Origin of the sequence: Burkholderia orbicola (genome assembly GCF_900100915.1) — a bacterium.
Taxonomy (GTDB): domain Bacteria; phylum Pseudomonadota; class Gammaproteobacteria; order Burkholderiales; family Burkholderiaceae; genus Burkholderia; species Burkholderia orbicola.
The window spans coordinates 1899091-1921408 of the sequence record NZ_FNKW01000001.1; the positions used below are offsets into that span (position 1 = coordinate 1899091).

The 22318-nt window shown below is 69.2% G+C and carries 22 protein-coding genes; 11 read left to right on the forward strand and 11 right to left on the reverse strand.

From position 1 onward, the window contains the following. The first annotated feature begins 77 nt into the window (after positions 1-77). A complete protein-coding gene (metK, locus tag BLS50_RS09060) occupies positions 78-1265 on the forward strand; it encodes a methionine adenosyltransferase (protein ID WP_011546455.1) in 1188 nt (395 codons plus the stop codon). Positions 1266-1375: 110 nt separating this feature from the next. Here metK and BLS50_RS09065 read toward each other — a convergent pair whose 3' ends face one another. Continuing rightward, positions 1376-1717, reverse strand: a complete 342-nt coding sequence (locus BLS50_RS09065) for a hypothetical protein (RefSeq protein ID WP_006477508.1) — start codon at positions 1715-1717, stop codon at positions 1376-1378. Positions 1718-2069: 352 nt separating this feature from the next. On the opposite strand from BLS50_RS09065, the gene BLS50_RS09070 reads away from it, so the two are divergent. Continuing rightward, a complete protein-coding gene (locus BLS50_RS09070) occupies positions 2070-2843 on the forward strand; it encodes a phytanoyl-CoA dioxygenase family protein (RefSeq protein WP_012329416.1) in 774 nt (257 codons plus the stop codon). A gap of 208 nt (positions 2844-3051) precedes the next feature. On the opposite strand, the gene BLS50_RS09075 is transcribed toward BLS50_RS09070, so the two are convergent. After that, positions 3052-3258 carry a DUF3185 family protein gene (locus tag BLS50_RS09075; RefSeq protein ID WP_006477510.1) on the reverse strand — a complete coding sequence of 69 codons (207 nt, stop codon included), beginning with the start codon at positions 3256-3258 and terminating at the stop codon, positions 3052-3054. Between the two features lie 195 nt (positions 3259-3453). Between BLS50_RS09075 and mgrA the strand changes: the two genes are divergently transcribed. Next, on the forward strand, positions 3454-4497 hold the full coding sequence (mgrA, locus tag BLS50_RS09080; protein ID WP_069233283.1) for an L-glyceraldehyde 3-phosphate reductase: 1044 nt from the start codon (positions 3454-3456) through the stop codon (positions 4495-4497). A gap of 106 nt (positions 4498-4603) precedes the next feature. On the opposite strand, the gene BLS50_RS09085 is transcribed toward mgrA, so the two are convergent. Further along, positions 4604-4789, reverse strand: a complete 186-nt coding sequence (locus tag BLS50_RS09085; protein WP_006482800.1) for a hypothetical protein — start codon at positions 4787-4789, stop codon at positions 4604-4606. A 354-nt stretch (positions 4790-5143) separates the two neighbouring features. Continuing rightward, positions 5144-6031, reverse strand: coding sequence for a DMT family transporter (locus BLS50_RS09090; protein ID WP_074802784.1), 888 nt, complete (start codon positions 6029-6031; stop codon positions 5144-5146). Between the two features lie 807 nt (positions 6032-6838). Between BLS50_RS09090 and BLS50_RS09100 the strand changes: the two genes are divergently transcribed. Together BLS50_RS09100 and BLS50_RS09105 are read left to right on the forward strand one after the other, a co-directional pair. Continuing rightward, complete coding sequence (locus BLS50_RS09100) at positions 6839-7051, forward strand: hypothetical protein (RefSeq protein ID WP_006477514.1); 213 nt, start codon at positions 6839-6841, stop codon at positions 7049-7051. A 46-nt stretch (positions 7052-7097) separates the two neighbouring features. Beyond that, positions 7098-8120, forward strand: coding sequence for a serine/threonine protein kinase (locus tag BLS50_RS09105; RefSeq protein ID WP_027812642.1), 1023 nt, complete (start codon positions 7098-7100; stop codon positions 8118-8120). 76 nt (positions 8121-8196) lie between these two features. Here the strand turns inward: BLS50_RS09105 and BLS50_RS09110 are convergent, their stop codons facing one another. After that, the gene (locus BLS50_RS09110; RefSeq protein ID WP_006477516.1) at positions 8197-9639 is read right to left on the reverse strand and encodes a coniferyl aldehyde dehydrogenase; all 1443 of its coding nucleotides are present in this window, start codon (positions 9637-9639) and stop codon (positions 8197-8199) included. Positions 9640-10364: 725 nt separating this feature from the next. Between BLS50_RS09110 and BLS50_RS09120 the strand changes: the two genes are divergently transcribed. Next, entirely contained in the window at positions 10365-12005 is a 1641-nt protein-coding gene (locus tag BLS50_RS09120; RefSeq protein ID WP_074802034.1) for a GMC family oxidoreductase, read from the forward strand. Positions 12006-12032: 27 nt separating this feature from the next. On the opposite strand, the gene BLS50_RS09125 is transcribed toward BLS50_RS09120, so the two are convergent. The 6 genes from BLS50_RS09125 to fliF are packed head-to-tail and all read right to left on the reverse strand — an operon-like array spanning position 12033 to position 18861. Then, positions 12033-13403, reverse strand: coding sequence for a flagellar hook-length control protein FliK (locus tag BLS50_RS09125; protein WP_074802035.1), 1371 nt, complete (start codon positions 13401-13403; stop codon positions 12033-12035). A 31-nt stretch (positions 13404-13434) separates the two neighbouring features. Next, on the reverse strand, positions 13435-13893 hold the full coding sequence (fliJ, locus tag BLS50_RS09130; protein ID WP_027806593.1) for a flagellar export protein FliJ: 459 nt from the start codon (positions 13891-13893) through the stop codon (positions 13435-13437). Between the two features lie 5 nt (positions 13894-13898). After that, positions 13899-15404, reverse strand: coding sequence for a flagellar protein export ATPase FliI (gene fliI / locus BLS50_RS09135; RefSeq protein WP_233631873.1), 1506 nt, complete (start codon positions 15402-15404; stop codon positions 13899-13901). Between the two features lie 32 nt (positions 15405-15436). Then, a complete protein-coding gene (gene fliH / locus BLS50_RS09140) occupies positions 15437-16120 on the reverse strand; it encodes a flagellar assembly protein FliH (protein ID WP_027806595.1) in 684 nt (227 codons plus the stop codon). Then, on the reverse strand, positions 16113-17108 hold the full coding sequence (gene fliG, locus BLS50_RS09145; protein WP_011546444.1) for a flagellar motor switch protein FliG: 996 nt from the start codon (positions 17106-17108) through the stop codon (positions 16113-16115). The genes fliH and fliG overlap by 8 nt, the downstream gene beginning before the upstream one ends. Beyond that, entirely contained in the window at positions 17098-18861 is a 1764-nt protein-coding gene (gene fliF / locus BLS50_RS09150; RefSeq protein ID WP_074802037.1) for a flagellar basal-body MS-ring/collar protein FliF, read from the reverse strand. Before fliF ends, fliG begins: the two co-directional genes overlap by 11 nt. 248 nt (positions 18862-19109) lie before the next feature. Between fliF and fliE the strand changes: the two genes are divergently transcribed. The 5 genes from fliE (at position 19110) to BLS50_RS09180 (ending at position 22270) form a co-directional block, all read left to right on the forward strand. Continuing rightward, the gene (fliE, locus tag BLS50_RS09160) at positions 19110-19454 is read left to right on the forward strand and encodes a flagellar hook-basal body complex protein FliE (RefSeq protein WP_006486991.1); all 345 of its coding nucleotides are present in this window, start codon (positions 19110-19112) and stop codon (positions 19452-19454) included. 202 nt (positions 19455-19656) lie between these two features. After that, complete coding sequence (fliS, locus tag BLS50_RS09165) at positions 19657-20091, forward strand: flagellar export chaperone FliS (protein ID WP_006477524.1); 435 nt, start codon at positions 19657-19659, stop codon at positions 20089-20091. Then, positions 20088-20420: a flagellar protein FliT gene (locus BLS50_RS09170; RefSeq protein WP_011546441.1), complete on the forward strand. Its 333-nt coding sequence runs from the start codon at positions 20088-20090 to the stop codon at positions 20418-20420. Before fliS ends, BLS50_RS09170 begins: the two co-directional genes overlap by 4 nt. A 171-nt stretch (positions 20421-20591) precedes the next feature. Continuing rightward, positions 20592-21956, forward strand: coding sequence for a flagellar hook-length control protein FliK (gene fliK, locus BLS50_RS09175; RefSeq protein ID WP_176934189.1), 1365 nt, complete (start codon positions 20592-20594; stop codon positions 21954-21956). Beyond that, complete coding sequence (locus tag BLS50_RS09180; protein ID WP_006477526.1) at positions 21953-22270, forward strand: EscU/YscU/HrcU family type III secretion system export apparatus switch protein; 318 nt, start codon at positions 21953-21955, stop codon at positions 22268-22270. The genes fliK and BLS50_RS09180 overlap by 4 nt, the downstream gene beginning before the upstream one ends. The last annotated feature ends 48 nt before the right edge of the window (positions 22271-22318 follow it).

Sequence of the window (22318 nt, forward strand, 5' to 3'; positions counted from 1 at the left end):
CGCTAAAGCGTCGCCGCTTCAGGCCCAACGAAGCTGGCTACGTGAAACCAACCGTAACCACACAGGAGCCTGAAAAAGTGGCAAACGATTATCTCTTCACGTCCGAATCCGTCTCCGAAGGCCATCCGGACAAAGTCGCGGACCAAATCTCGGACGCGATTCTCGACGCCATCCTCGAGCAGGACAAATACTCCCGCGTTGCGGCGGAAACGCTGTGCAACACGGGTCTCGTCGTGCTGGCCGGTGAAATCACCACGACGGCCAACATCGATTACATCCAGATCGCGCGCGATACGATCAAGCGCATCGGCTACGACAACACCGACTACGGCATCGACTACAAGGGTTGCGCGGTGCTCGTCGCGTACGACAAGCAGTCGCCGGACATCGCGCAGGGCGTCGATCGTGCACACGACGACAACCTCGACCAAGGCGCGGGCGACCAGGGCCTGATGTTCGGCTATGCGTGCGACGAAACGCCGGAACTGATGCCGCTGCCGATCTACCTGTCGCACCGCCTCGTCGAGCGCCAGGCCAGCCTGCGCCGCGACGGTCGCCTGCAATGGCTGCGTCCGGACGCGAAGTCGCAGGTCACCGTCCGCTACGTCGACGGCAAGCCCGATTCGATCGACACTGTCGTGCTGTCGACGCAGCACGCACCGGACATCGAGCTGCCCGCGCTGCGCGAAGCGGTGATCGAGGAAATCATCAAGCCGACGCTGCCGGCCGAGCTGATCAAGGGCGACATCAAGTTTCTCGTGAACCCGACCGGCCGGTTCGTGATCGGCGGCCCGCAGGGCGATTGCGGCCTGACCGGCCGCAAGATCATCGTCGATACCTACGGCGGTGCCGCACCGCACGGCGGCGGCGCGTTCTCGGGCAAGGATCCGTCGAAGGTCGACCGTTCGGCTGCGTATGCCGGCCGTTACGTCGCGAAGAACATCGTCGCCGCCGGCCTCGCGTCGCGCGCGCTGATCCAGGTGTCGTACGCGATCGGCGTGGCCGAGCCGACCTCGGTGATGGTCAACACGTTCGGCACGGGCCGCGTGTCGGATGCGGTGATCACGAAGCTCGTGCGCGAGCATTTCGACCTGCGTCCGAAGGGCATCATCAAGATGCTCGACCTGCTGCGTCCGATCTACGAGAAGACCGCGGCTTACGGCCACTTCGGCCGCGAAGAGCCGGAATTCTCGTGGGAAGCAACCGACAAGGCGCTCGCGCTGGCCGAAGCGGCCGGCGTGGAGCCGACCGCACGCGTCGCGTAAGCGTCGTTCGCCTGAAATGAAAAACCCCGGCCTAGCCGGGGTTTTTTTATGGATGTCGATCGTCGCGGCAACGGCGGCGATCGGTGCGGGCCATGCCCGCCGGCACCTGATCAGCGTGCGCCGAACCCGAACCAGCCGTTGCTCGCCGCGAGGCGGCGCGGACGGTTGACGCGGCGCTGCGGGCCGAGCTTGCGGCGCAACGCGAGCGCGCGCAGCGACGACGGTTTCTGCAGCAGCGAACGCAGGCCGGCGCGGCGGGCGAACGCCTGGGCGCTCATCATCGAGAAAAACGCGTGGAACCACGCACGGATGCCGTCCAGCCGGCTGTGCGTGTGCGTACGTTCGGCCAGCGCCTGCGTGCGGGCGCGGTGATGGCGCAGCGAGCGGGCAGGAGCGGACGGCACGACGCGCTTCGCAGCGCGGTTGAAACGGGAAGTCAGACGGAATGGCATGTGAACGATGCTTCGCTTGTATGGGTGGCGCCCTGAAGAGCGCACTGGTATCAACGGCCTCGGATGGCACAACGGATCTTACCTAAACCCGTCGCGCGCCGCGCCCGCCAGAATTGACAGGCCGCGTCAGGCTACAGGGGTTTCGTGACCGGCAAAAGTCGCGATAAACCCTCGTGCAGCAAGGCGTGTGCCGCATACCGCCTGTCGCTCAGGCAGGTGCCGCGCCGCACAGTTCCCTTGCGCTGGATCAAATCCGCGATTGGCATGCCCCTGCGCACGACAATGGTGCTGTTCGCGGTATCCGGCGCCGATTTACAATCGTCACATTCACACAATAAACGTCTGGCATCCCATGTCGTCTCCATTGCAGTCGGAATCGATCCGCGCGCAAGTCGCGGAATTGCGCGAGCGCGGCTTCGTCGTCGCGCGCGGCCTCGTCGGCGAAGCGCAGTGCGCGGCGCTCCGGCAGATCGCGGAGCGCCAGTTGCGGGAGGCCGCCGAGCCGATCGAGTTCGAGGCCGACCTGCGCTACCCGGGCGCGCCCGAATCGAAGCATGCGCCGGGCGGGCATACGGTGCGACGGCTGCTCGATGCGTATTCGCGCGATCCGGCGTTTGCCGAGCGCGCGATCGCGCCCGAAATCGGCGCGTGGATGCGTGCGTATTTCGGCGAGGAGCCCGTGCTGTCGCGTGCGCATCACAACTGCATGATGACGAAGCACCCGGCGTACGGCAGCCTGACCGGCTGGCATCGCGATTTCCGCTACTGGGCGTTCGAGCGGCCGGACATGGTGTCGGTGTGGCTCGCGCTCGGGCCGGAAACCAACGAGAACGGCGCGCTGTGGCTCGTGCCGGGTTCGCATACGGCCGAATTCGGACCGGAAGCGTTCGACGACGCGAAATTCTTCCGCAGTGATCTGCCGGAGAACCGCAGGATGATCGACGCGGCCACTTGCCCGTCGCTGCAGACGGGTGACGTCGTGTTCTTCCACAGCAATACGCTGCATTCGGCCGGGCAGAACCGTTCCGACCAGGTGAAGTTTTCGCTCGTGTACACGTATCACGGCGCAAGCAACCGGCCGGTGCCCGGCACGCGCTCGGCATCGAAGCCGGAAGTGCAGTTCTAGGCCGACCGGCGGCCGGCGAAGCCGCGGCGATCACGCGATGCGGTGCATCGCGGGCAAATGAAACGACGGGCGGCCTGGCCGCCCGTTTCGTTTGGCGCGGCTCGCGCGCGTGATGTCGGCACGACGAGCCGGTTGCCATAGGCCGGATAGTCGACCAAGCCGCTCTCGATGCGATCGCTAGCCGTGCGCGCGTCGCGCTGCGATGCGATCAGCGCTTGCCGCCCGGCATCGCGAGGCCGATCAGGCCGACGAACGATGCGACGGCGCCGCCGACGATCAGCAGGATCGTCTTCGTCGCGGGCGAGCCGGTGAAGAAGCGCGACACGTTGTCGTTGATCGAATGGAACGACTGGCCGCCGAAATACAGCAGCACGACGCCGCCGACGAGCAGTGCAACCGAGATGACCCGGGACATACCAACCTCGCTGAAACGGTGATTCGAGACGCCGCAGTGTAGGCGAGCGCCGCGGTCGCGTCCATCGTCGCGCCGCCGTGCGTGATCCGGCCGCTTTCGCTACCATGGTCGTCGTATGACTCCTTCGCCGCCGTGTCGCGTCATTGGCGCGGCCGGCGCGCGTCCCTTTCCCCGATGTCCTGACGGAACAGACTCATGGCCTACGAAGCAGCTTCCGAACGTTATGCCGGCATGCAATACCGCACTTGCGGCAAATCCGGGCTCAAACTGCCCGCCCTGTCGCTCGGCCTGTGGCACAACTTCGGCGATTCGACGCCGATCTCGACGCAGCGCGAGATCCTGCGCACCGCATTCGACCTCGGCATCAACCACTTCGACCTCGCGAACAACTACGGGCCGCCATACGGTAGCGCCGAGATCAACTTCGGCCGGCTGCTGAAGGAGGATTTCCGGCCGTATCGCGACGAGCTGCTGATCTCGACGAAGGCCGGCTGGGACATGTGGCCGGGCCCGTACGGCAGCGGCGGCGGGTCGCGCAAGTACGTGCTCGCGAGCCTCGACCAGAGCCTGCAGCGGATGGGGCTCGACTACGTCGACATCTTCTATTCGCACCGTTTCGACGCGCATACGCCGCTCGAGGAAACGGCGGGCGCGCTGGCGTCGGCCGTGCAGCAGGGCAAGGCGCTCTACATCGGCATTTCGTCGTATTCGGCCGCGAAGACGCGCGAGATGGCCGCGCTGCTCGCGCAATACAAGGTGCCGCTGCTGATTCACCAGCCGTCGTACAACATGCTGAACCGCTGGATCGAAGAGGATCTGCTCGGCACGCTCGACGACGTCGGCGCGGGCAGCATCGCGTTCACGCCGCTCGCGCAGGGCCTGCTCACGTCGAAGTACCTGAACGGCGTGCCGGCCGATGCGCGCGTGAACAAGCCGGGCGGCGGCTCGCTGAAGGAGGATCACCTGAGCGCGGACAACCTCGAGCATGTGCGCAAGCTCAACGCGATCGCCGAACGGCGTGGGCAGAGCCTGGCGCAGATGGCGCTGGCGTGGGTGCTGCGTAACGGCCGCGTGACGTCCGCGCTGATCGGCGCGAGCCGGGCGGAGCAGGTGCGCGAGAACGTCGGTGCGTTGAAGAACCTCGAATTCTCGGCGGAAGAACTCGCGGAGATCGATCGTTACGCGACCGAAGGCGGCATTAATTTGTGGGAAAAGCCGTCCACTGATCAGGCGATCTGAGCGGAAGTCGATACGGCATGCGAAACATCGCGTGCCGGGTCCGAGGCGCACGCGGTACGTCGCATCGCTGCGATGCAGCGATGCGCGTCGCGCACGGCCGGCGGCGCTAGATCAGCGCAGGCAGGCCTTCAACGAGCAATACCGCGACGCCGACGCCGAGAATGACGCCGAGTACGCGCAGCAGGTTGTGACGGAATTGAGTGGCGCACGGCACCGCGCCGAGAAACAGCGCTCCGGCCAGCGCCATCGGAATCAACAGGATGAAGTCGCCGATCGTGAAGTAGGTCGTCATGCGTGTCTCCAGTGTCGACCGAAGTGGGCGCTTCAGTGCTTGCGTTGGCGGCTCCATCCCTGTGGGATATCGGCCTGAAACGGCACGCATACGCTCACCCCGGCCCCATGCCGGGTGTTTCTAGTTGGTCCGGCCCGTTACGTGCAGGCCGGTCAATTCGAGTATAGGCAACCGGCGGCGTTTTTCGCTATCCGAACCATTAAAAATCAGCGGAAAGCCTCGAGAATTCCGCGTTTTTCGGGCAAACAAGACGAACGCCTTGCACGCATCTTTCCCGTTCCTTTCGATTTGCGCGGAATCGTCGTATGTGTCCGATACGGGCCGCCGCACCCGCGAGCGCGGCGGCCCGTCTACTCACGCGCGGTCGGGTTGCGGGCGGGCGGCCGGCGCGCGGAACACCAGCGCGAGCCCCGCGATGATCGCGCCCATGCCGGCGAGTGCGAGCGGCTCGGGCCGGTTGCCGAGCCACACGGCATCCATCAACGTGGTGACGACGGGCACGAGATAGAACAGGCTCGTCACGTTGACGAGATCGCCGCGCTGCATCAACCGGTAGAACAGCAGTTGCGCGATCACCGAAATCACAATGCCGAGCCACAGCAGCGGGACGACGAACGCCCAGCTCATGTCGAACGACACCGGCCGGAACGGCACGATCGCGACGCACAACGCGAGGCCGATCGCGTTCTGCAGCGGCAGCACGTCGGCGGGGGCCGCGCGTACGCGCTTTTGCAGCAGCGAGCCGACGGTCAGCGCGACGAGCGCCGTCAGCGCGCACGCGATGCCGGCCGCCGACAGGCCGCCGGTTCCGCCGCTCACGCCACGGCTCACGACGAGCGCGAGGCCGGTGAGCGACAGCGCGAGCCCGGCGATGCGCACGGGTTGCCAGCGACGCTCGACGATCACGAGCGTGAGGATCGGCTGCACGCCGAGTATCGTCGCGAGCACGCCGGGCGCGATGCCGCGCTCGAGCGCGAGCAGGTAGAAGATCGAATAGCCGCCCATCATCAGCAAGCCGGTCAGCGCGGCCATGCACCGCTCGCCGCGCGGCGGCAGCCACCGTCTGCGCATGAACGCCAGCACGAGCAGCACGAGCGACGCGAGCGCGAAACGGGCGGTGAGAAAGGCGAACGCGGACGCGTGACGCAGACCGAGTTCAGCGAAGATCGCGCCGCTGCTCCACAGCAGCACGAAGAGCGACGTCGCGCCATGCGCGGCGAGCGCGCGTTTGAACGAAACCATGTGAATCCACCTGTCGAACGGATCGAAACGTTCCATTCGCGCGCGGCAACGTGCCGTGCGTCACGACGCACGCACCTACAGTCAGCGGGGCGAATGGAAGACGAAAACGAAAAGCCGGCGAGTCAGCCGGCGCGTGCCGCCGGAGGGGGCGGCGCGGCGCTGACGAGCGGCGGTGCGACAGGAGGAGGAAGGACCGACGGATGCACGCACGCCTGCGGCCGCGCGTCGAACTGCGGCCGGGATTTTGCGAGGGCGGACGTGAGCGGATACATCGTGTCGGAATGCGGTTGAACGCGAATGAAAGCCTAAGGTACCGCAAGGCAGCCATCGAATGCAACCACTGTCCGCGGCCGCGTATCGCGGGCGATAGGGTGCGTCGGGAGGGGGGCGATGCCGCTGCGCACGCAAGCGTTCGATGAAGGGTGCAAAGCGATGGGCATGCGACGCGTGCTAGGTGATTCCGGTCGGTCGCGCGAAGTGTTCAGATGATTCCGCAGCGGCGAAGCGAAGCGGCACGCGCGTTGCGTCAATCATGTGCGTGCGGCGGCGCCGGGCGGTTTCGGCGGGCAGTCACATTCGACAGGGTATGATGGGGGTAACCGGGTGGGCAAGTACATGCCCGGCGCAGTGGTTGATTGGAGACATTCGACGAATTCGCGGCACTTCGCCTGCTTCTTCTTCTTTTCGCGCTTCGATAAACCGTGAACAATGGGATCACGCGCAACGCTCCGCCGAGAGCGGCGCGGATCGCGCATTTGCCGGCTCGCCAGCGGGCCGGGTTTCAAGATTCAAGAGTGGGGAACCATCATGCATATCGGGTCGATCGTCTGCACTACCCATATCGCGGTGCCGAAAGGCGCGCGCGGCATCGTCCAGCGCATCCTGGGCGACATGGCCATGGTGACCTGGTACGCGGGCGTGCCGGGTGAGTCGAAAGAACTCAACACCGAACCGTTCTTTCTCGAGGACCTGATCGACACCGGCGAATCCGTTCTGCCGGCCGGCGCGGCGCTTCACTAAGCACCGACGCTCGTCTTTCGGTCCGGCAGGCGGCACAATGCGGGGCATGACAGACGCCACTTCCGCTCCCGCTTCTCCCGCCAGCCCGCCGTTCGCCGGCCTCACGCCCGAGTGCGTGCTCGACGCGCTCGACAGCGTGCTGATGCCGGCCGGCCTACGCACCGACGGGCGCCTGCTCGCCCTCAACAGCTACGAAAACCGCGTCTACCAGGTCGGTATCGAAGACGGCCCGCCGGTCGTCGCGAAGTTCTATCGCCCGGCGCGCTGGTCGGACGACGCGATTCTCGAAGAGCATGCGTTCGTCGCCGAACTCGCCGCGCGCGAGATTCCGGCGGTGCCCGCGCGAGCCTTCGACGGCCGCACGCTGCACGCGTTCGACGGTTTCCGCTTCTCGATCTTCGAGCGGCGCGGCGGCCGCGCCCCCGATCTCGACCGCAGCGACACGCTCGAATGGCTGGGTCGCTTCATCGGCCGCATTCATGCGGTCGGCGCGACGCAGCCGTATGTCGCGCGTCCCGTGCTCGACATCAATACGTTCGGCTACGAGCCGCGCGACTACCTCCTCGCGCACGATTTCATTCCGGATGACGTAAGACCGGCGTACGCGACCGCGGTCGCGCTCGCGCTCGAAGGCGTCGAGGCCGCGTTCGAGCGCGCGGGTGAGATTCGCCTGCTGCGCACGCACGGCGACTGTCATCCGAGCAACGTGCTGTGGACCGATGCCGGCCCGCATTTCGTCGACTTCGACGACAGCCGGATGGCACCGGCCGTGCAGGATCTGTGGCTGCTGCTGCCGGGCGATCGCGAAGGCGCGTCGCGCGCGCTGGCCGACCTGCTCGCGGGCTATGAGGATTTCTGCGAATTCGAGCCGCGCGAGCTGCATCTGGTCGAAGCGCTGCGCACGTTGCGGCTGATCCACTACGCGGCGTGGCTCGCGCGGCGCTGGGACGATCCGGCGTTTCCGGCCGCTTTTCCGTGGTTCAACACGCATCGTTACTGGGAAGCGCGCGTGCTCGAACTGCGCGAGCAGATCGGTGCGATGCAGGAAGGGCCGCTCTGGCCCGTGTGACGGCTGCGTGCGCGGCATCCATGCCGCGCGGCAGGTTTGGACAGGGCCGCGGCGCGATGCGTGCGGCCCGCCTCGCTCAGAACTTCAGCATCAGCTTGATCAGCGCGGCGAAGCGCTTGCCGTACGGCGGCGCGAGCAGGTTGCGCGCGTTCAGCCGCGCCTGCGTGAGCACCGGCTTCATCTTCGAGAACGTCACGAAGCCGTCGTAGCCGTGATACGCGCCCATGCCGCTCGCACCGACTCCGCCGAACGGCAAGCTGCCGCATGCGATGTGCATCAGCGTTTCGTTGATCGAGACGCCGCCCGAGATCGTTTCGCGCATCACGCGGTCGATCGTGCCGCCATCCTCGTCGAACAGGTACAGCGCGAGTGGACGCGGGCGCGCATTGACGTACGCGATTGCTTCGTCGAGCCGCTCGTACGGCACGAGCGGCAGCAGCGGCCCGAAGATTTCCTCCTGCATCAGTTGCGACGCGGCCGGCACCTGCGTCACCGCGCACGGCACGAAGCGGCGCGACGCGGGATCGGACTGCGCGTCGGACAGCGGATGCAGCTGCGCGCCGGCCGCCTGCGCGTCGCTCGCGAGTTGTTGCAGGCGTGCGTAGTGGCGCGGCGACACGATCGTCGTGTAGTCGCCGTTGGCCGACAGGTCCGGATACAGCTTCGCGAAGCGGGTCCGCGCGCGCTCGATGAACGCGCCTTCCATTCCGCGCGGCAGCAGCACGTAGTCGGGCGCGATGCAGGTCTGGCCGGCGTTCAGCGTCTTGCCGGCGACGATCGCATCGACGGCCGCGTCGAAGCGCGCATTCGGGCCGACGATCGCCGGCGACTTGCCGCCGAGCTCGAGCGTGACGGGCGTGAGGTTGTCGGCGGCCGCGCGCATCACGTGGCGGCCGACCTGCGTCGAGCCGGTGAACAGCAGATGGTCGAACGGCAGCGCGCTGAACGCGGCGCCGACTTCCGCATCGCCGTTCACGACCGCGACGTGGTCACGCGTGAAGGTCTTGCCGATGAGCTGCTCGAACAGCGCCGACGTGCGCGGCGTCAGTTCGGACATCTTGATGATCGCGCGGTTGCCGGCGGCGAGCGCACAGATCAGCGGGCCGGCTGCGAGCAGCACCGGGTAGTTCCACGGCACGACGATGCCGACCACGCCGAGCGGTTGCGGAATCACCTTCGCGCGCGCCGGGCGCAGCCACTTGTTCATCGGCTTGCGGATCGGCTTCATCCAGCGCTTGCCGTGCTTCAGCGCGTCGTCGATCTCTTCCTTGGCCATCCAGATTTCCGACAGCAGCACTTCCTGCTTCGCGCGATGGCCGAAATCGGCGCTGATCGCGTCGGCGAGTGCATCCGCGTGGTCGATCAGCATCGTGCGCAGCGCACGCAGGTGCTGCGCACGCGTGTCCCATGCCGGGTACGGTGCGCGCAGGTACGCCGCACGCTGGTCGTGCAGCAGCGACGTCAGCGCATCGACCGATGGCAATGCTTGCGGGGCCAGTTCGGGCAGGTCGTTCTTCATGTCGTCTCCTCCAGTTGGGCCTGGCTGATCGGCCGGCCGTCACGCCGCACGCGCACGCTCGGCGAGCGGGGCGACGCGGATCGGGTGATGCATGTCGCCCGGCACGGGGCCGGATGCGACGGGTGTTCGAAAACCGGTTGCCGCGCGCGGCAGGCGTCGTATCCGCGCGACGGTGTCCGTGTCCGAAAGTCATGCCGCACGGCAGGCGCGCACGATCCGATACGGTGACGAGCAGGCACGCGATGCCGTCTTGCGCACGTCTGCCGGCGCACCGCGGCAGCGCAGCGCGACATAGCCGCGACGGCGGGTCGCCGCGCATCGTGCCACGGCGCCGACACACCATCCAAACGGTCGGCGATGACACGTGCCGTTCGATTTCGACCGACTGCGCGCATCGCGCCGTGGATCGTCGCGCGGGCCGCCGTTTGAAATGAAATGCGGGCCGCGCGCGTGACTTTTGGATCACTTGGTCGACACGCGGCCTGCAGGATCTTGCGCTGCATCGTCGTTCCTCCCGTTTCGCGACGAATCGGCTTCTCGTGGCCGGTGCATCGCGCGAAGCGCATCGATACATCTTAAATTTAGTTCACGCGGGCGTTTAGAGGAATCGCTCTCGAATCGGCGCGCCGCGCACGGGACAGCCGTTCCTACAATGCCCGAACACAAGAGGAGACGCGGTCGCGCGGCGGTGCCGGGCGCCTTCCATGACACGACGGAGACGTGACATGCAATACGACTACATCATCGTCGGCGGCGGTTCGGGCGGCTCGAGCCTGGCCGGCCGTCTCGCCGATGCCTGCCCCGATGCGACGATCGCGCTGATCGAGGCCGGCTCGCATACGGAGCGCAACCTGCTCGTCAACATGCCGGTCGGCATCGCGGCGCTGGTGCCGTACAAGCTCGGCACCAACTACGGCTACGAGACGGTGCCGCAGCCGGGCCTGGGCGGCCGGCGCGGTTACCAGCCGCGCGGGCGCGGGATGGGCGGATCGAGCGCGATCAACGCGATGATCTATACGCGCGGCCACCCGGGCGATTACGACGAGTGGGCGCAGCTCGGCGCGACGGGCTGGGGCTGGCAGGAGGTGCTGCCGTATTTCCGCCGCGCGGAAGGCAACGAGCGCGGCGCGGATGAATGGCACGGCGCGGACGGCCCGTTGACCGTTTCCGATCTGCGCTTTCGCAATCCGTTCTCCGAACGATTCATCCAGGCCGCGCATGCCGCCGGCTATCCGCTGAACGACGACTTCAACGGCGCGACGCAGGAAGGCGTCGGTTTCTATCAGGTCACGCATCGCGACGGGTCGCGCTGCAGCGTGGCGCGCGCGTATATCTACGGTCGCAACCGGCCGAACCTGCACGTGATCACCGACGCGACGGTGCTGCGCGTGGGCTTCGACGGCAAGCGCGCGGTCGGCGTCGTGGTGTCGCGCAACGGGCGGGTCGAGACGTTCGGCGCGCGCGCGGAAGTGGTCCTGTCGGCCGGCGCGTTCAATTCGCCGCAACTGCTGATGTGTTCGGGGATCGGCCCGGCCGAGCAATTGCGCCGCCACGGGATCGCGGTCGTGCAGGATGCGCCGGACGTCGGCACGAACCTGATCGACCACATCGACTTCATCATCAACACGCGCGTGAATTCGTCGGAGCTGGTCGGCGTGTGCCTGCGCGGCATCGCGAAGATGACGCCGGCGCTCGCGCGCTATTTCTCGAGCCGCACGGGGATGATGACGAGCAACGTCGCGGAGGCCGGCGGCTTCATCAAGAGCGATCCGTCGCTCGAGCGTCCCGACTTGCAGCTGCATTTCTGCACGGCGCTCGTTGACGACCACAACCGCAAGATGCACTGGGGCTTCGGTTATTCGCTGCACGTGTGCGCGCTGCGGCCGTTCAGCCGCGGCACGGTCGCGCTCGCGAGCGGCGATGCGCGCGACGCGCCACTGATCGATCCGCGCTTCTTCAGCGATTCACGCGACCTCGATCTGCTGGTGCGCGGCACGCAGGCGATGCGCCGCATCCTGTCGCAGGCGCCGCTCGCATCGCAGGGCGGGCGCGAGCTGTACACGCGGCCGGACCAGAGCGAAGCGGAGCTGCGCGCGACGATCGTCGCGCATGCGGACACGATCTATCACCCGGTCGGCACCTGCCGGATGGGCTCGGATGCGCGCGCGGTCGTCGATCCGCAACTGCGCGTGCGCGGCGTCGACGGGCTGCGCGTGGTGGATGCGTCGGTGATGCCGACGCTGGTCGGCGGGAACACGAATGCGCCGTCGGTGATGATCGGCGAGCGCGCGGCGGACTTCATCGTCGCCGCGCGTAAGGGCGGGGTGCCGCGCGGCGAGGCGGCTGCCGCGGTGCACGGCCGCTGAGCGCGGCGCACACGGCAGCGCCCATGCTCAGGCAAACGTATCGACGAGGCCGGCGCGGCTCGCGCGCGCGGCGACCGGTGCGGATTGCGCGGCGTCGACAGGTGCATCGACGGCTGACGGTCCGCCGTTCCCGCGTCGCGACGACTGGCCGTGGGCGAAGGTCTGCTGCGGGTTGGGCTGCTGTTGCTGCGAAGCGAGGCCGCCGTCGCTGACGGTCGCGCTGCCGAGCCCGAGCCCGCCCGCTTCCATCGCCTCGCGCAGCTTCGGCAGCGCGGCTTCGACCGCGTCGCGCACCTGCGCGTGCTGCGACACGAACAGCGCATGCGCATGGTTGTCCGCGACGCGCAGCACGACCTGCAGCGGCCCGAGATCGGGCGGGTTGAGCGTCAGCTCGGCGCTCTGCTGGTGCGCATTCGACAGGAACACCACTTTCTGGCTCAGTGCATCCGTCCAGTCGGCCGTGCCGACGTGCGGTGCGAGCGCGTGTGCGTTGGCGGCGGCGATCGCACCGGCGGCCGGCGACAGTTGCAGGTTCGCCTGCGCTGCGGCGGCGGCCGTGGCGCCCGCCGCGAGCGTCGCGCTGGCGGCCGGGTCCGTCGCATTGCTGGCCGCCGCGAGCGCGTGCTGGGCGCCGGACTGCGCATTCGCGTCGGCCTGCAGCGTCTGCGGCGTGACCTGGGTCGGCGTCTGCTGGGTGGCGAGCGCGCCTTTCGCGTCGGCGAGCGTGCGGTCGAACGTCGGCACTTTCGGCGTCAGCGGCGCGGCGGCGTTCGACGCGGTCGCTGCCGGCGCCGTCGGCGTGGCGGCGGCGCTCGTGCCGGTCGCCGGCATCGTGATCGCGCCCGCGCCGCCCGTCAGCTTCGCGAGCGCCGCTTGCAGCGCGTCGCGGCTCGATGCCGGGTCGGTCGGCTGGGCGGTCGCATCCTTGGCCGCATGATCGGCGAGCGTCGCCGTGGCGTCCGGCTGGCCGGATACGGCCGTCTTTTGCGCAGTGACGGCGGCGGCAGCCGCGGCAGCGGTCGCCGCGTCGGCCGGCGTCGCGGGGTCCGGGCGCGCCTGCAGTTGCGCCTGCACGGCCGCGGCGGCCGCGAGGGCGGCGGCATCGGGGTTGGTGGCGGCGTTCGCGGTTGTATCTTCGGTCGCCTTGTCATCGTCGGTGCCGGACGGCTTCGCGCCGGCGGCCGGCTTCGACGCAGCCGGTTTGGTCGACACGTCCGACGTGCCGGCATTGGTCGTATCGCCGCGCGTGGCGACGCTTTGCTTGAGCGTCTGCGCGAACGGCACGGCGCTCGTGGCGGCCGACGCGTCGTTGGCGGCGGACGCACCCGAGCCGCGGGCGGCCTTGAGTGCGGCGCCGGCGGTGTCGAGCAGCGCGCCGAGCAGGGGCAGGGGAGGCATGACGGTTCTCTCGTTCGAAGGCGGTGGTCGGTTACGACGAACGGGCCGCGTCGGCCCGCATGCGCAGGATCTTCGCGGCATGTTCGTCGGCGTCGCGCTGTTCGCGCCGGGCGTCGCGCTGCGCTTCCTGCGCGACGCCGCGCGCCTGCAGGATTTCATACGAGCCGACGGTACGTTTCTTCTGCTGCCAGTTCGGGCGCGCCTCGTCGATGCGGACTTCGGCCGCGGCGAGCACGCTGCGCTGCTGCGCGATCGCGGCATCGAGCGTGTCGATGAACGCCTGGAAATTGCGCCAGTTGCCGGCCGGCATGCCGCTCTGCGCGGATTGCGCGAAGCGCGCGTGATATTCGTCGCGATAGCGCAGCAGTGCGTCGAGCTGTTCGGCCGCCGCGGTGCGGTCGCGCTGCGCGGTGCCGAGCTGCTTCGCGGCCGAATCGAGATCTTCCTGCGCGCGGTCGAGCAGCAACTGAAGGGGAAAGCCGTGGGCCATCGGGATCAGCCTCCGTAAGCGTCGAACAGCGCATCGAGCGCGGTGAGGCTCGATGCGAACGGCGCGCATTCGCGAAAGCCCTGCTGCAGGAACGCTTCGATGCGCGGGTAGAGCGCGATCGCGCGGTCGAGCTGCGCGTCGCGGCCTGGTGCGTAGGCGCCGACCGCGATCAGGTCGCGATTGCGCTGGTAGCGCGACAGCATCTGCTTGAACTGCCGTACGTGGTCGAGATGCGTTTCGTCGATCAGCGCGGTCATCGCACGGCTGATCGACGCCTCGATGTCGATCGCGGGATAGTGGCCGGCCTCGGCGAGCGCGCGCGACAGCACGATGTGGCCGTCGAGGATCGCGCGCGCCGAATCGGCGATCGGGTCCTGCTGGTCGTCGCCTTCGGTCAGCACCGTGTAGAACGCGGTGATCGAGCCGCCGCCTTCGGGCCCGTTGCCGGTGCGCTCGACGAGCGCGGGGAGCTTCGCGAACACCGACGGCGGATAGCCTTTCGTCGCGGGCGGCTCGCCGATCGCCAGCGCGATCTCGCGCTGCGCCATCGCATAGCGCGTCAGCGAATCCATCAGCAGCAGCACGTGCTTGCCCTGGTCGCGGAAATACTCGGCGAGCGACGTCGCGTACGCGGCGCCCTGCATCCGCAACAGCGGCGACACGTCGGCCGGCGCCGCGACGACGACCGAGCGCGCGAGCCCGTCCTCGCCGAGGATCTGTTCGATGAATTCCTTCACTTCGCGGCCGCGTTCGCCGATCAGGCCGATCACGATCACTTCCGCGCTCGTGTAGCGCGCCATCGTGCCGAGCAGCACCGACTTGCCGACGCCGGAGCCCGCGAACAGGCCCATCCGCTGGCCGCGGCCGACGGTGAGCAGCGCGTTGATCGCGCGCACGCCGACGTCGAGCACGTGGTGGATCGGCTCGCGATCGAGCGGGTTGATCGACGGCGCCGACAGCGGCGCATCGACTTTCGACGCGAGCGGGCCGAGGCCGTCGAGCGGGCGGCCCGACGCGTCGACGACGCGCCCGAGCATCTCCCAGCCGACCGGCAGCCGCTTCGCGCCGGCGAGCGGATCGGTGACGGGCGCGCTCTCGCGCGGCCATACGCGTGCGCCGGGCAACACGCCCGCGACGTCGGTGGTCGGCATCAGGAACAGGCGGTCGCCGGCGAAGCCGACGACTTCGGCTTCCGCGTGCGGCAGCGTGCTGCCGGGCGGCAACTCGATCGTGCATTCGGCGCCGACCGACAGGCGCAGCCCGATCGCCTCGAGCACGAGGCCGGCCGCGCGCGTGAGGCGTCCGCACGGCCGCAGCGGCAGCGCGCGGTGGCTGCGCGCGGCGAGCCCGTTCAGGTGCGTGCGCCAGTGCGCGAGATGCGGATTGTGCGGCGCGCGCGGGGCGGCGTCGGCGGCTTCGGATGCGGCGTGCGGCGTGGCGTCGTCCGCGGCATCGTGCGCGGCCGCCGGCCCGAACGACGCGAGCGCGAGCTCGCGTTCGAGCGGCGTCATGCCGTCGTGCGCGAGCGCCTCGGGCGAGCGCGTCACCACGTGCTCACCTTGCCGATCGCGGCGGCGACGCGCTGCCAGCGGGTGGGCAGCGTCGCGTCGACCTCGCCGGTCGCGGCGTGCGCGCGGCAGCCGCCGCGCTCGATCGACGCGTCGGTGCGCACGTTCCAGCCGAGCGTGTCGAGGTCGTCCTGCAGATAGGCCTCGACGACGGGCAGGTCGGCCGGATTCACCGCGAGATGCGGCGCGCCGGACAGCGCGGGTTCGGCCGCGAGCACGTCGCGCACGGCGGCGACCAGCGCGGCCGGGTCGTGCTTCACGTGCTGGCGCACGACCTGCTGCGCGATGTCGAGCGCGAGCTGCGCGAGGTCGGACGCGAGATCGTGTTCGACGCTCGAGACGGCTTCGCGGAACGACGCGGCGAGCGCCGCGAGCTGCGCGGCCTGTTCGCGTGCTTCAGCCTGGCCGGCCTCGAAACCCTGTTCGCGGCCCTGCTCGAAACCGGCCTGGTAGCCGAGCGCCTGGCCTTCGACGTGGCCGGCCGCATGGCCTTCGGCGTGCGCGGCGTCGCGCACGCGTTGCAGCTCCTCGGCGAGCGCGGCGGCAGCGGCTGCCGCGTCGTCGGGCGGCGGCGGGGGCGGCGGCGGGTCGAACGACGCCATCTCCCACCGCTGGTACGCGGTGAGGGTGCCCACGCGATCGCTCGCCGAATCAGACATACGCGTCTTCCGCCTTGCCGCCGATCGCGATCTGGCCGCTCTCGGCGAGGTTGCGCACGATCTGCAGGATGCGGCGCTGCTGCGTCTCGACTTCGGACACGCGCACCGGGCCGCGCGCGTCGAGATCCTCGGCGAGCAGTTCGGCCGCGCGCTGCGACATGTTCGCGAGGAACTTCTGGCGCAGCGCGGGCGGCGCGCCCTTGAGCGCGACGATCAGCGTTTCCGACTCGACTTCCTTGAGCACCATCTGGATCGCGCGATCCTCGAGGTCGAGCAGGTTCTCGAACACGAACATCTGGTCGATGATCTTCTGCGCGAGATCGGCGTCGTACTGGCGCACGCTTTCGAGCACGCCTTCCTCGTGCACGCTCGTCATGAAGTTCAGGATCTCGGCCGCGGTGCGGATGCCGCCCATCGGGCTGCGCTTCAGGTTGTCGCTGCCGGACAGCAGGCCCGTGAGCACGTCGTCGAGCTCGCGCAGCGCGGCCGGCTGGATGCCGTCGAGCGTCGCGATCCGCAGCAGCACGTCGTTACGCAGCCGCTCGGTGAAGCACGACGCGATTTCCGACGCCTGGTCGCGATCGAGGTGCACGAGGATCGTCGCGATGATCTGCGGATGCTCGTTCTTGATCAGTTCGGCCACCGCGCCCGAATCCATCCATTTCAGGCCCTCGATGCCGCTCGTGTCGCTGCCTTGCAGGATGCGGTCGATCAGCACGCCGGCCTTGTCCTCGCCGAGCGCCTTCGTCAGCACCGAGCGGATGTACTCGTTCGAATCGAGCGACAGCGCGGTGTGCTGCTCGGCTTCCTTCACGAAGTCCTGCAGCACCTCCTCGACCTGCTCGCGCGTGACGTTCTTCAGCGCGGCCATCGCCACGCCGATCTTCTGGACCTCGCGCGGCGCGAGGAACTTGAATACCTGCGCGGCCTCTTCCTCGCCGATCGACATCAGCAGCAGCGCGCTCTTGGTCAAGCCTTCAGCGTTCATCGGACACCCAGTTCTTCACGACGGTGGCGACGATCTTCGGATCCTGGCGGGCGATCGTGCGCGCGTAGTCGAGGTTGCGTTCGTAGCGGTTCTTCTCGTTCTCGAAGCCGAGCAGCAGCGGATCGGCTTCTTCCGCGGCCTTTTCCGGCGCGGGCAGGCCGTCGAGCGCGACCGTGTCTTCCGGCGCCGCGAGCGCCGGCGCGGCCGGCTCGGGCGGCGGGAACGCGCGGCGCATCGCCGGGCGCACGAACATGAAGTAGAGCGCCGCCGCGGCCGCCGCGATGCCGAGCCACTTCGCGGCTTCCTTCGCCATCGCGATCATGTCGGGCTGGCGCCACCACGGCAGGTCGGCGTACGGGTCGCTCACGGTCGAGAACGCGCTGTTCACGACGTTTACCGAGTCGCCGCGCTTCTCGTCGTAGCCCATCGCGTCCTTCACGAGCTGTTCGACCTGCGCGAGCTTCGCGGGCGGCAGCGGCTGCATCGTCACGTGGCCCTTCGCGTCGGCGACCGGCTGGTAGTTGACGACGACCGCGACCGACAGCCGCTTCACGCTGCCCATCGGCTGTTCGGTATGGCGGATCGTCTTGTCGAGCTCGTAGTTGGTCGTCTGGTCCTTGCGGTCGCTGACCGGCGTGGTCTGCGGCCCGTTCTGGCCGTTGCCGGCGACGATCGGCGCGGAGGCCGGCTGCGGCGGCGTGTTCGACAGCGCGCCCGGCACGCCCGACGCGCCGCCCTGCGCGAGTTCGGTCGCGCTGCTGGTCTGCTGGCTGCGGATCGCGGCCTGCTGCGGCGTGCCGTTCGGGCCGTAGCTTTCCGACGTCTGCTCGATCTTCGAGAAGTCGAGATCCGCGCTGACCTGCGAGCGCGCGTTGCCGGCGCCGAAGATCGGCGCGAGGATCGCGTCGATGCGCTTCTGCGTGTTGTGCTCGACCTGCTGCACGTACTTGAGCTGGCTCGCGTCGAGGCCGGACGCGGACGCGGTCTGGGTCAGCAGGTTGCCGTCCTGGTCGACGATCGTCACGTTCTTGGCCGGCATGTCGGGCACGCCGGACGACACCATCCGCGTGATCGCCTGCACCTGGCCCTCGTCGAGCACGCGGCCCGGGTAGAGGTCGACGAACACCGACGCGCTCGGCGCTTCCCTGTCGCGCACGAACACCGACGGCTTCGGGATCGCGAGATGCACGCGCGCGCCGCGCACGGCGTTGATCGATTCGATGGTGCGCTGCAGCTCGCCTTCGAGCGCGCGCTGGTAGTTGATCTGCTCGGCGAACTGGCTGATGCCGAATTTCTGGTTGTCCATCAGCTCGAAGCCGACCGAGCCGCCCTTCGGCAGCCCCATCGCGGCGAGCTTCAGGCGCGTTTCGTGCACCTGGCCCGACGGCACCAGGATCGCGCCGCCGGCATCGGCGAACTTGTAGGGAACGTTTGCCTGCTGGAGCGCGGCGATGATCGCGCCGCCGTCGCGGTCCGACAGGTTGCTGTACAGCACGCGGTAGTCGGGCGCCCGGCTCCACAGCACGAGCGCGGTGATCGCGGCGATCGCGAACGCGACGGCGATCACGAACGGCAGCTTCGGGTTGCCCTTCATCCGCGAGATGCCGGGAATGCGTTCGGCGAAGCCGCCCAGCCCGAAGTCCGCGCCTGCGCCGCCCGCGCCCGGCAACGCGGCGGCCGCGGCGGCGCCGGGCGCCGGGCTGAGGCCCGCGCGGGCGTCTGGGTTGATCAGCGAGTTGGCCTGCGAATCCATGCGTCGAGTTTCTCCGGAGCGGGACGACTGAGCTCGCTCGGACGAGCGGGCGGACAATGACACGATGCGATTATCGTGACCGGCGGCGTACTCCGATCGACCGAAAAGAGCGGGGTTTCCCCCGTACTTTCGCGGCTTTGACGCGCGCCGCGCTGCTATCCTTTTTCGCGATCCGGCATGGTGCGCGTGGTGCGGCGCCGGCGGATCGCCCGGTGCGTCCGGGTCTTTTCTCTATGTCTGGGGACAGCATGACTGCGAACGTCAGCGGAATCGGTTCGGTGTTGCAACAGATGCAGTCGATGGCCGCGCAGGCGTCCGGCGGCGTCGCGAGCCCGACGGCGGCGCTGGCCGGCTCGGGCGCGGCGACGGCCGGCACGTTCGCGAGCGCGATGAAGGCATCGCTCGACAAGATCAGCGGCGACCAGCAGCACGCGCTCGGCGAGGCGAAGGCGTTCGAGGTCGGCGCGCCGAACATCTCGCTGAACGACGTGATGGTCGACATGCAGAAAGCCAATATCGGTTTCCAGTTCGGGCTCCAGGTCCGCAACAAGTTGGTGAGCGCTTACAACGACATCATGCAGATGTCGGTGTAAAGGGGCGGCCATTCGACGACGGGTATCCGGGCACAGCCCGGGCTTGCAGAACGAGACCGGCGCGCCGGCATCGGCCGCCCGGCGGCAGCCCCTGCTCACCTAAAGCTTTCCAAATCCCTTCCGATAACTCCGGTGAAGGCCGCGCCGTGCGACGCACGGCGGCGGCTCCCGCATAGCCAAGGCACATAACAAGGAGAAGCGCATGTTTTCCCCAGGACACGCTGGAGCCAGTGCGTACGCGCGTGTCGGCGTCGAGACCGGGGTGATGGGCGCCTCCCCGCACCGGCTGATCGCGATGCTGTACCAGGGCGCCCGGCAGGCGATCGCGCTGGCGCGCATGCATTTGCAGCAGGACAACGTGTCCGGGCGCGGCGAAGCGATCGGCAAGGCGATCCGGATCGTCGAGAGCGGCCTGCAGGCGTCGCTGAACCGCGACGCGGGCGGCGAGATCGCCGAGCGCCTCAATGCGCTGTATGCGTATATCGGCCGGCGCCTGCTGGAAGCGAACGCGCAGGCGAGCGATGCGATGCTGGTGGAGGTCGACGGCCTGCTCGCGACGCTCGAGGAAGCATGGACGGGCATCGCCCCGGAAGTCGCGCGGATGGCCGCGCAACAGGTAGCGGAAGCATCACGATGAATCTCAAGGCCGAATACTTCGCGCGTTACGAGGCGCTCGCCGCCGTGTCGGGCCGGATGCTGTGCGCCGCGCGCGGCGCCGACTGGAGCGCGTTGCCGGGGTTGCAGGCCGAATTCATGCAGCTCGTCGACGGGTTGAAGGAGGCCGATCCGGGCGTCGCGCTCGACGAATCGGATCTCGGTCGCAAGCTCGACCTGATCCGCCGCATCCTGGCCGACGACGCCGCGATCCGCGATCTCGCGAGCCCGGACGTCGCGCGGCTGTCCGCGCTGTTCGAGGCGCGGCGCTCGACCCAGGTATTGACCGACCTCTACCGCGCGCGCGGGTAGGGCCGTGTTCCGGGAGACGGGCGCGCGGCGCCCGGGCCCGGCGCCGCACGCGGCGCGCGCTGTTCCCGCGGGCGGCACCGGCGTGCCGCGCCCCGGATTCGCAACGATGTGTAGGGTCTGTTTGCATATGCAACGCGCATGCGAATGCCCCAAGGTGAGCAGGCTCCGATCATGACCGGTATCGACTCCGTTGCGGCCGCGCTGCTGGCGAGCCGCCTCGACAGCCTGCTGACCGGCACCGTGTCGGCGCCCGCCGGCGGCGGCGCGACCGCGCAGGTCGGCACACCGGGCGCCGGTGCGTCGTCCGCACCGCCGGCCGGCAGCCCGCCCGCCGCGCCGCCTGCTTCCACGCAGACCGCGCTGTCCGAGGTCGGGCGCGTGCTCGACGCGATCTCGCGCTCGGGCGGCGATGCGACGCCGGCGATCGTCGGTCGGCTGCCGCTGCTGGCCGATCCGGCCGTGCTGCTCACCGATACGCCCGTGCCGGCGCGCGCGCCGGCTGCGTCCGGTCCCGCTGGGTCCGCCACGCCGGTTTCCGATCAAGCGTCGTCCGCCGCGGCGACGCGGGCCGCGGCTGCGCCGTCGGTGGCCCCGCCCGTCGCGGCGCTGCGTGCGGCGCTGGCGCAGGCCGTGAGCGAAAGCGGCCTCTTCTACGAATCCCATCTCGCGCAGTGGCTGGCCGGCCAGCGTCCGCTCGCGGCGCTGCTGCGCGAGCCGCAGGCGCGCCTAGCGACCGCGCTCGCGCCGGCCGACCCGGACGCCGTCCCGCACGAATCGACCGACTTGCTCGACGAACTGCTCGCGCAGCGTCCGTCGCTGCCGGCCGCCGCGCGGGGCACCGCGCAACCGCCCGCACCGGGCGGCGCGCCTGCGCGCGACCCTGCGCAGGCCGCCCCGGCGGCGGCCCGGCCGGGCGCGTCGTTGCCGCCCGATCCGTCCGATCCGCTGGCTACGCCCGCCGATACGCGCTGGACGCCCGCGCGTGCCGAACTGGCCGCCGCATCGTCCGATCCGCAGCCGCAACCGCTCGCGACCGTCCACCCGGCCGCGGTGCCGCTCGTGCGGCAGCAGCTCGATGCGCTCGCGACGGACCAGTTTCGCTGGACCGGCGAGGCATGGCCCGGCGCGCGGCTCGACTGGACGATCGAACCCGACGAGCCGGGTCACCGTGCGCCGCGCGGCGGCGGTGGCGACGACGCGGGCGACGGCATCGCGTGGCGCACGCGCCTGACGCTGACGCTGCCGTCGCTCGGCACGGTCGATGCCGAGCTGGTGCTGAACGGCGCGCAGCTCGTCGCGCGGCTGCGCGCGAACCCGACGGGCGCCGACCGTCTGACGCGCCACGAAGCCGCGCTGCGGCAGCGGCTCGAAGGCTCGGGACTCAAGGTGGGCGGGCTGTCGATCCGCGCGGTCGACGACGGGCCGGACGGCTTCGACCTGTTCGCCGCCCAGGCCGCCGCGGCCGCGTATGCGCGCGGCGCGGCGGGCGGCCCCGAGGCGCGGGTGCCGGGCGACGATGACGAGGCGCTGCCATGAGCATGACGTCCCGCAAGCGCGCGGCCGCGCTCGTCTACGACCCGAAAGGTGGCGATGCGGCGCCGCGCGTGGTCGCGAAGGGCTACGGCGTGCTCGCCGAGATGATCGTCGCGCGTGCGCACGATGCCGGGCTGTACGTGCATACGGCGCCGGAGATGGTGTCGCTGCTGATGCAGGTCGATCTCGACGACCGGATTCCGCCGCAGCTTTATCAGGCGGTCGCCGATCTGCTCGCGTGGCTGTACGCGCTCGACCGCACCGAGCCCGCGCCGGACGACGCCGCGCCGCGTTTTCCGTTGCCGCCGTTGCGCTGAACGGCCTGCCGTCGGGCGCCTGCTTACGAAATGCTGTCCGGGCTTGCG

Bases quoted from the DNA above. Each gene is read 5' to 3' on its own strand.
- mgrA (WP_069233283.1), top strand. From the start codon at position 3,454: ATGGCCTACGAAGCAGCTTCCGAACGTTATGCCGGCATGCAATACCGC.
- BLS50_RS09100 (WP_006477514.1), top strand. From the start codon at position 6,839: ATGCATATCGGGTCGATCGTCTGCACTACCCATATCGCGGTGCCGAAA.
- fliS (WP_006477524.1), top strand. From the start codon at position 19,657: ATGTTTTCCCCAGGACACGCTGGAGCCAGTGCGTACGCGCGTGTCGGC.
- BLS50_RS09180 (WP_006477526.1), top strand. From the start codon at position 21,953: ATGAGCATGACGTCCCGCAAGCGCGCGGCCGCGCTCGTCTACGACCCG.
- BLS50_RS09075 (WP_006477510.1), bottom strand. From the start codon at position 3,258: ATGTCCCGGGTCATCTCGGTTGCACTGCTCGTCGGCGGCGTCGTGCTG.
- BLS50_RS09070 (WP_012329416.1), top strand. From the start codon at position 2,070: ATGTCGTCTCCATTGCAGTCGGAATCGATCCGCGCGCAAGTCGCGGAA.
- fliJ (WP_027806593.1), bottom strand. From the start codon at position 13,893: ATGGCCCACGGCTTTCCCCTTCAGTTGCTGCTCGACCGCGCGCAGGAA.
- BLS50_RS09065 (WP_006477508.1), bottom strand. From the start codon at position 1,717: ATGCCATTCCGTCTGACTTCCCGTTTCAACCGCGCTGCGAAGCGCGTC.
- BLS50_RS09085 (WP_006482800.1), bottom strand. From the start codon at position 4,789: ATGACGACCTACTTCACGATCGGCGACTTCATCCTGTTGATTCCGATG.
- BLS50_RS09105 (WP_027812642.1), top strand. From the start codon at position 7,098: ATGACAGACGCCACTTCCGCTCCCGCTTCTCCCGCCAGCCCGCCGTTC.
- fliK (WP_176934189.1), top strand. From the start codon at position 20,592: ATGACCGGTATCGACTCCGTTGCGGCCGCGCTGCTGGCGAGCCGCCTC.
- fliI (WP_233631873.1), bottom strand. From the start codon at position 15,404: ATGACGCCGCTCGAACGCGAGCTCGCGCTCGCGTCGTTCGGGCCGGCG.
- BLS50_RS09125 (WP_074802035.1), bottom strand. From the start codon at position 13,403: ATGCCTCCCCTGCCCCTGCTCGGCGCGCTGCTCGACACCGCCGGCGCC.
- BLS50_RS09120 (WP_074802034.1), top strand. From the start codon at position 10,365: ATGCAATACGACTACATCATCGTCGGCGGCGGTTCGGGCGGCTCGAGC.
- BLS50_RS09110 (WP_006477516.1), bottom strand. From the start codon at position 9,639: ATGAAGAACGACCTGCCCGAACTGGCCCCGCAAGCATTGCCATCGGTC.
- BLS50_RS09090 (WP_074802784.1), bottom strand. From the start codon at position 6,031: ATGGTTTCGTTCAAACGCGCGCTCGCCGCGCATGGCGCGACGTCGCTC.
- BLS50_RS09170 (WP_011546441.1), top strand. From the start codon at position 20,088: ATGAATCTCAAGGCCGAATACTTCGCGCGTTACGAGGCGCTCGCCGCC.
- fliH (WP_027806595.1), bottom strand. From the start codon at position 16,120: ATGTCTGATTCGGCGAGCGATCGCGTGGGCACCCTCACCGCGTACCAG.
- fliE (WP_006486991.1), top strand. From the start codon at position 19,110: ATGACTGCGAACGTCAGCGGAATCGGTTCGGTGTTGCAACAGATGCAG.
- fliG (WP_011546444.1), bottom strand. From the start codon at position 17,108: ATGAACGCTGAAGGCTTGACCAAGAGCGCGCTGCTGCTGATGTCGATC.
- fliF (WP_074802037.1), bottom strand. From the start codon at position 18,861: ATGGATTCGCAGGCCAACTCGCTGATCAACCCAGACGCCCGCGCGGGC.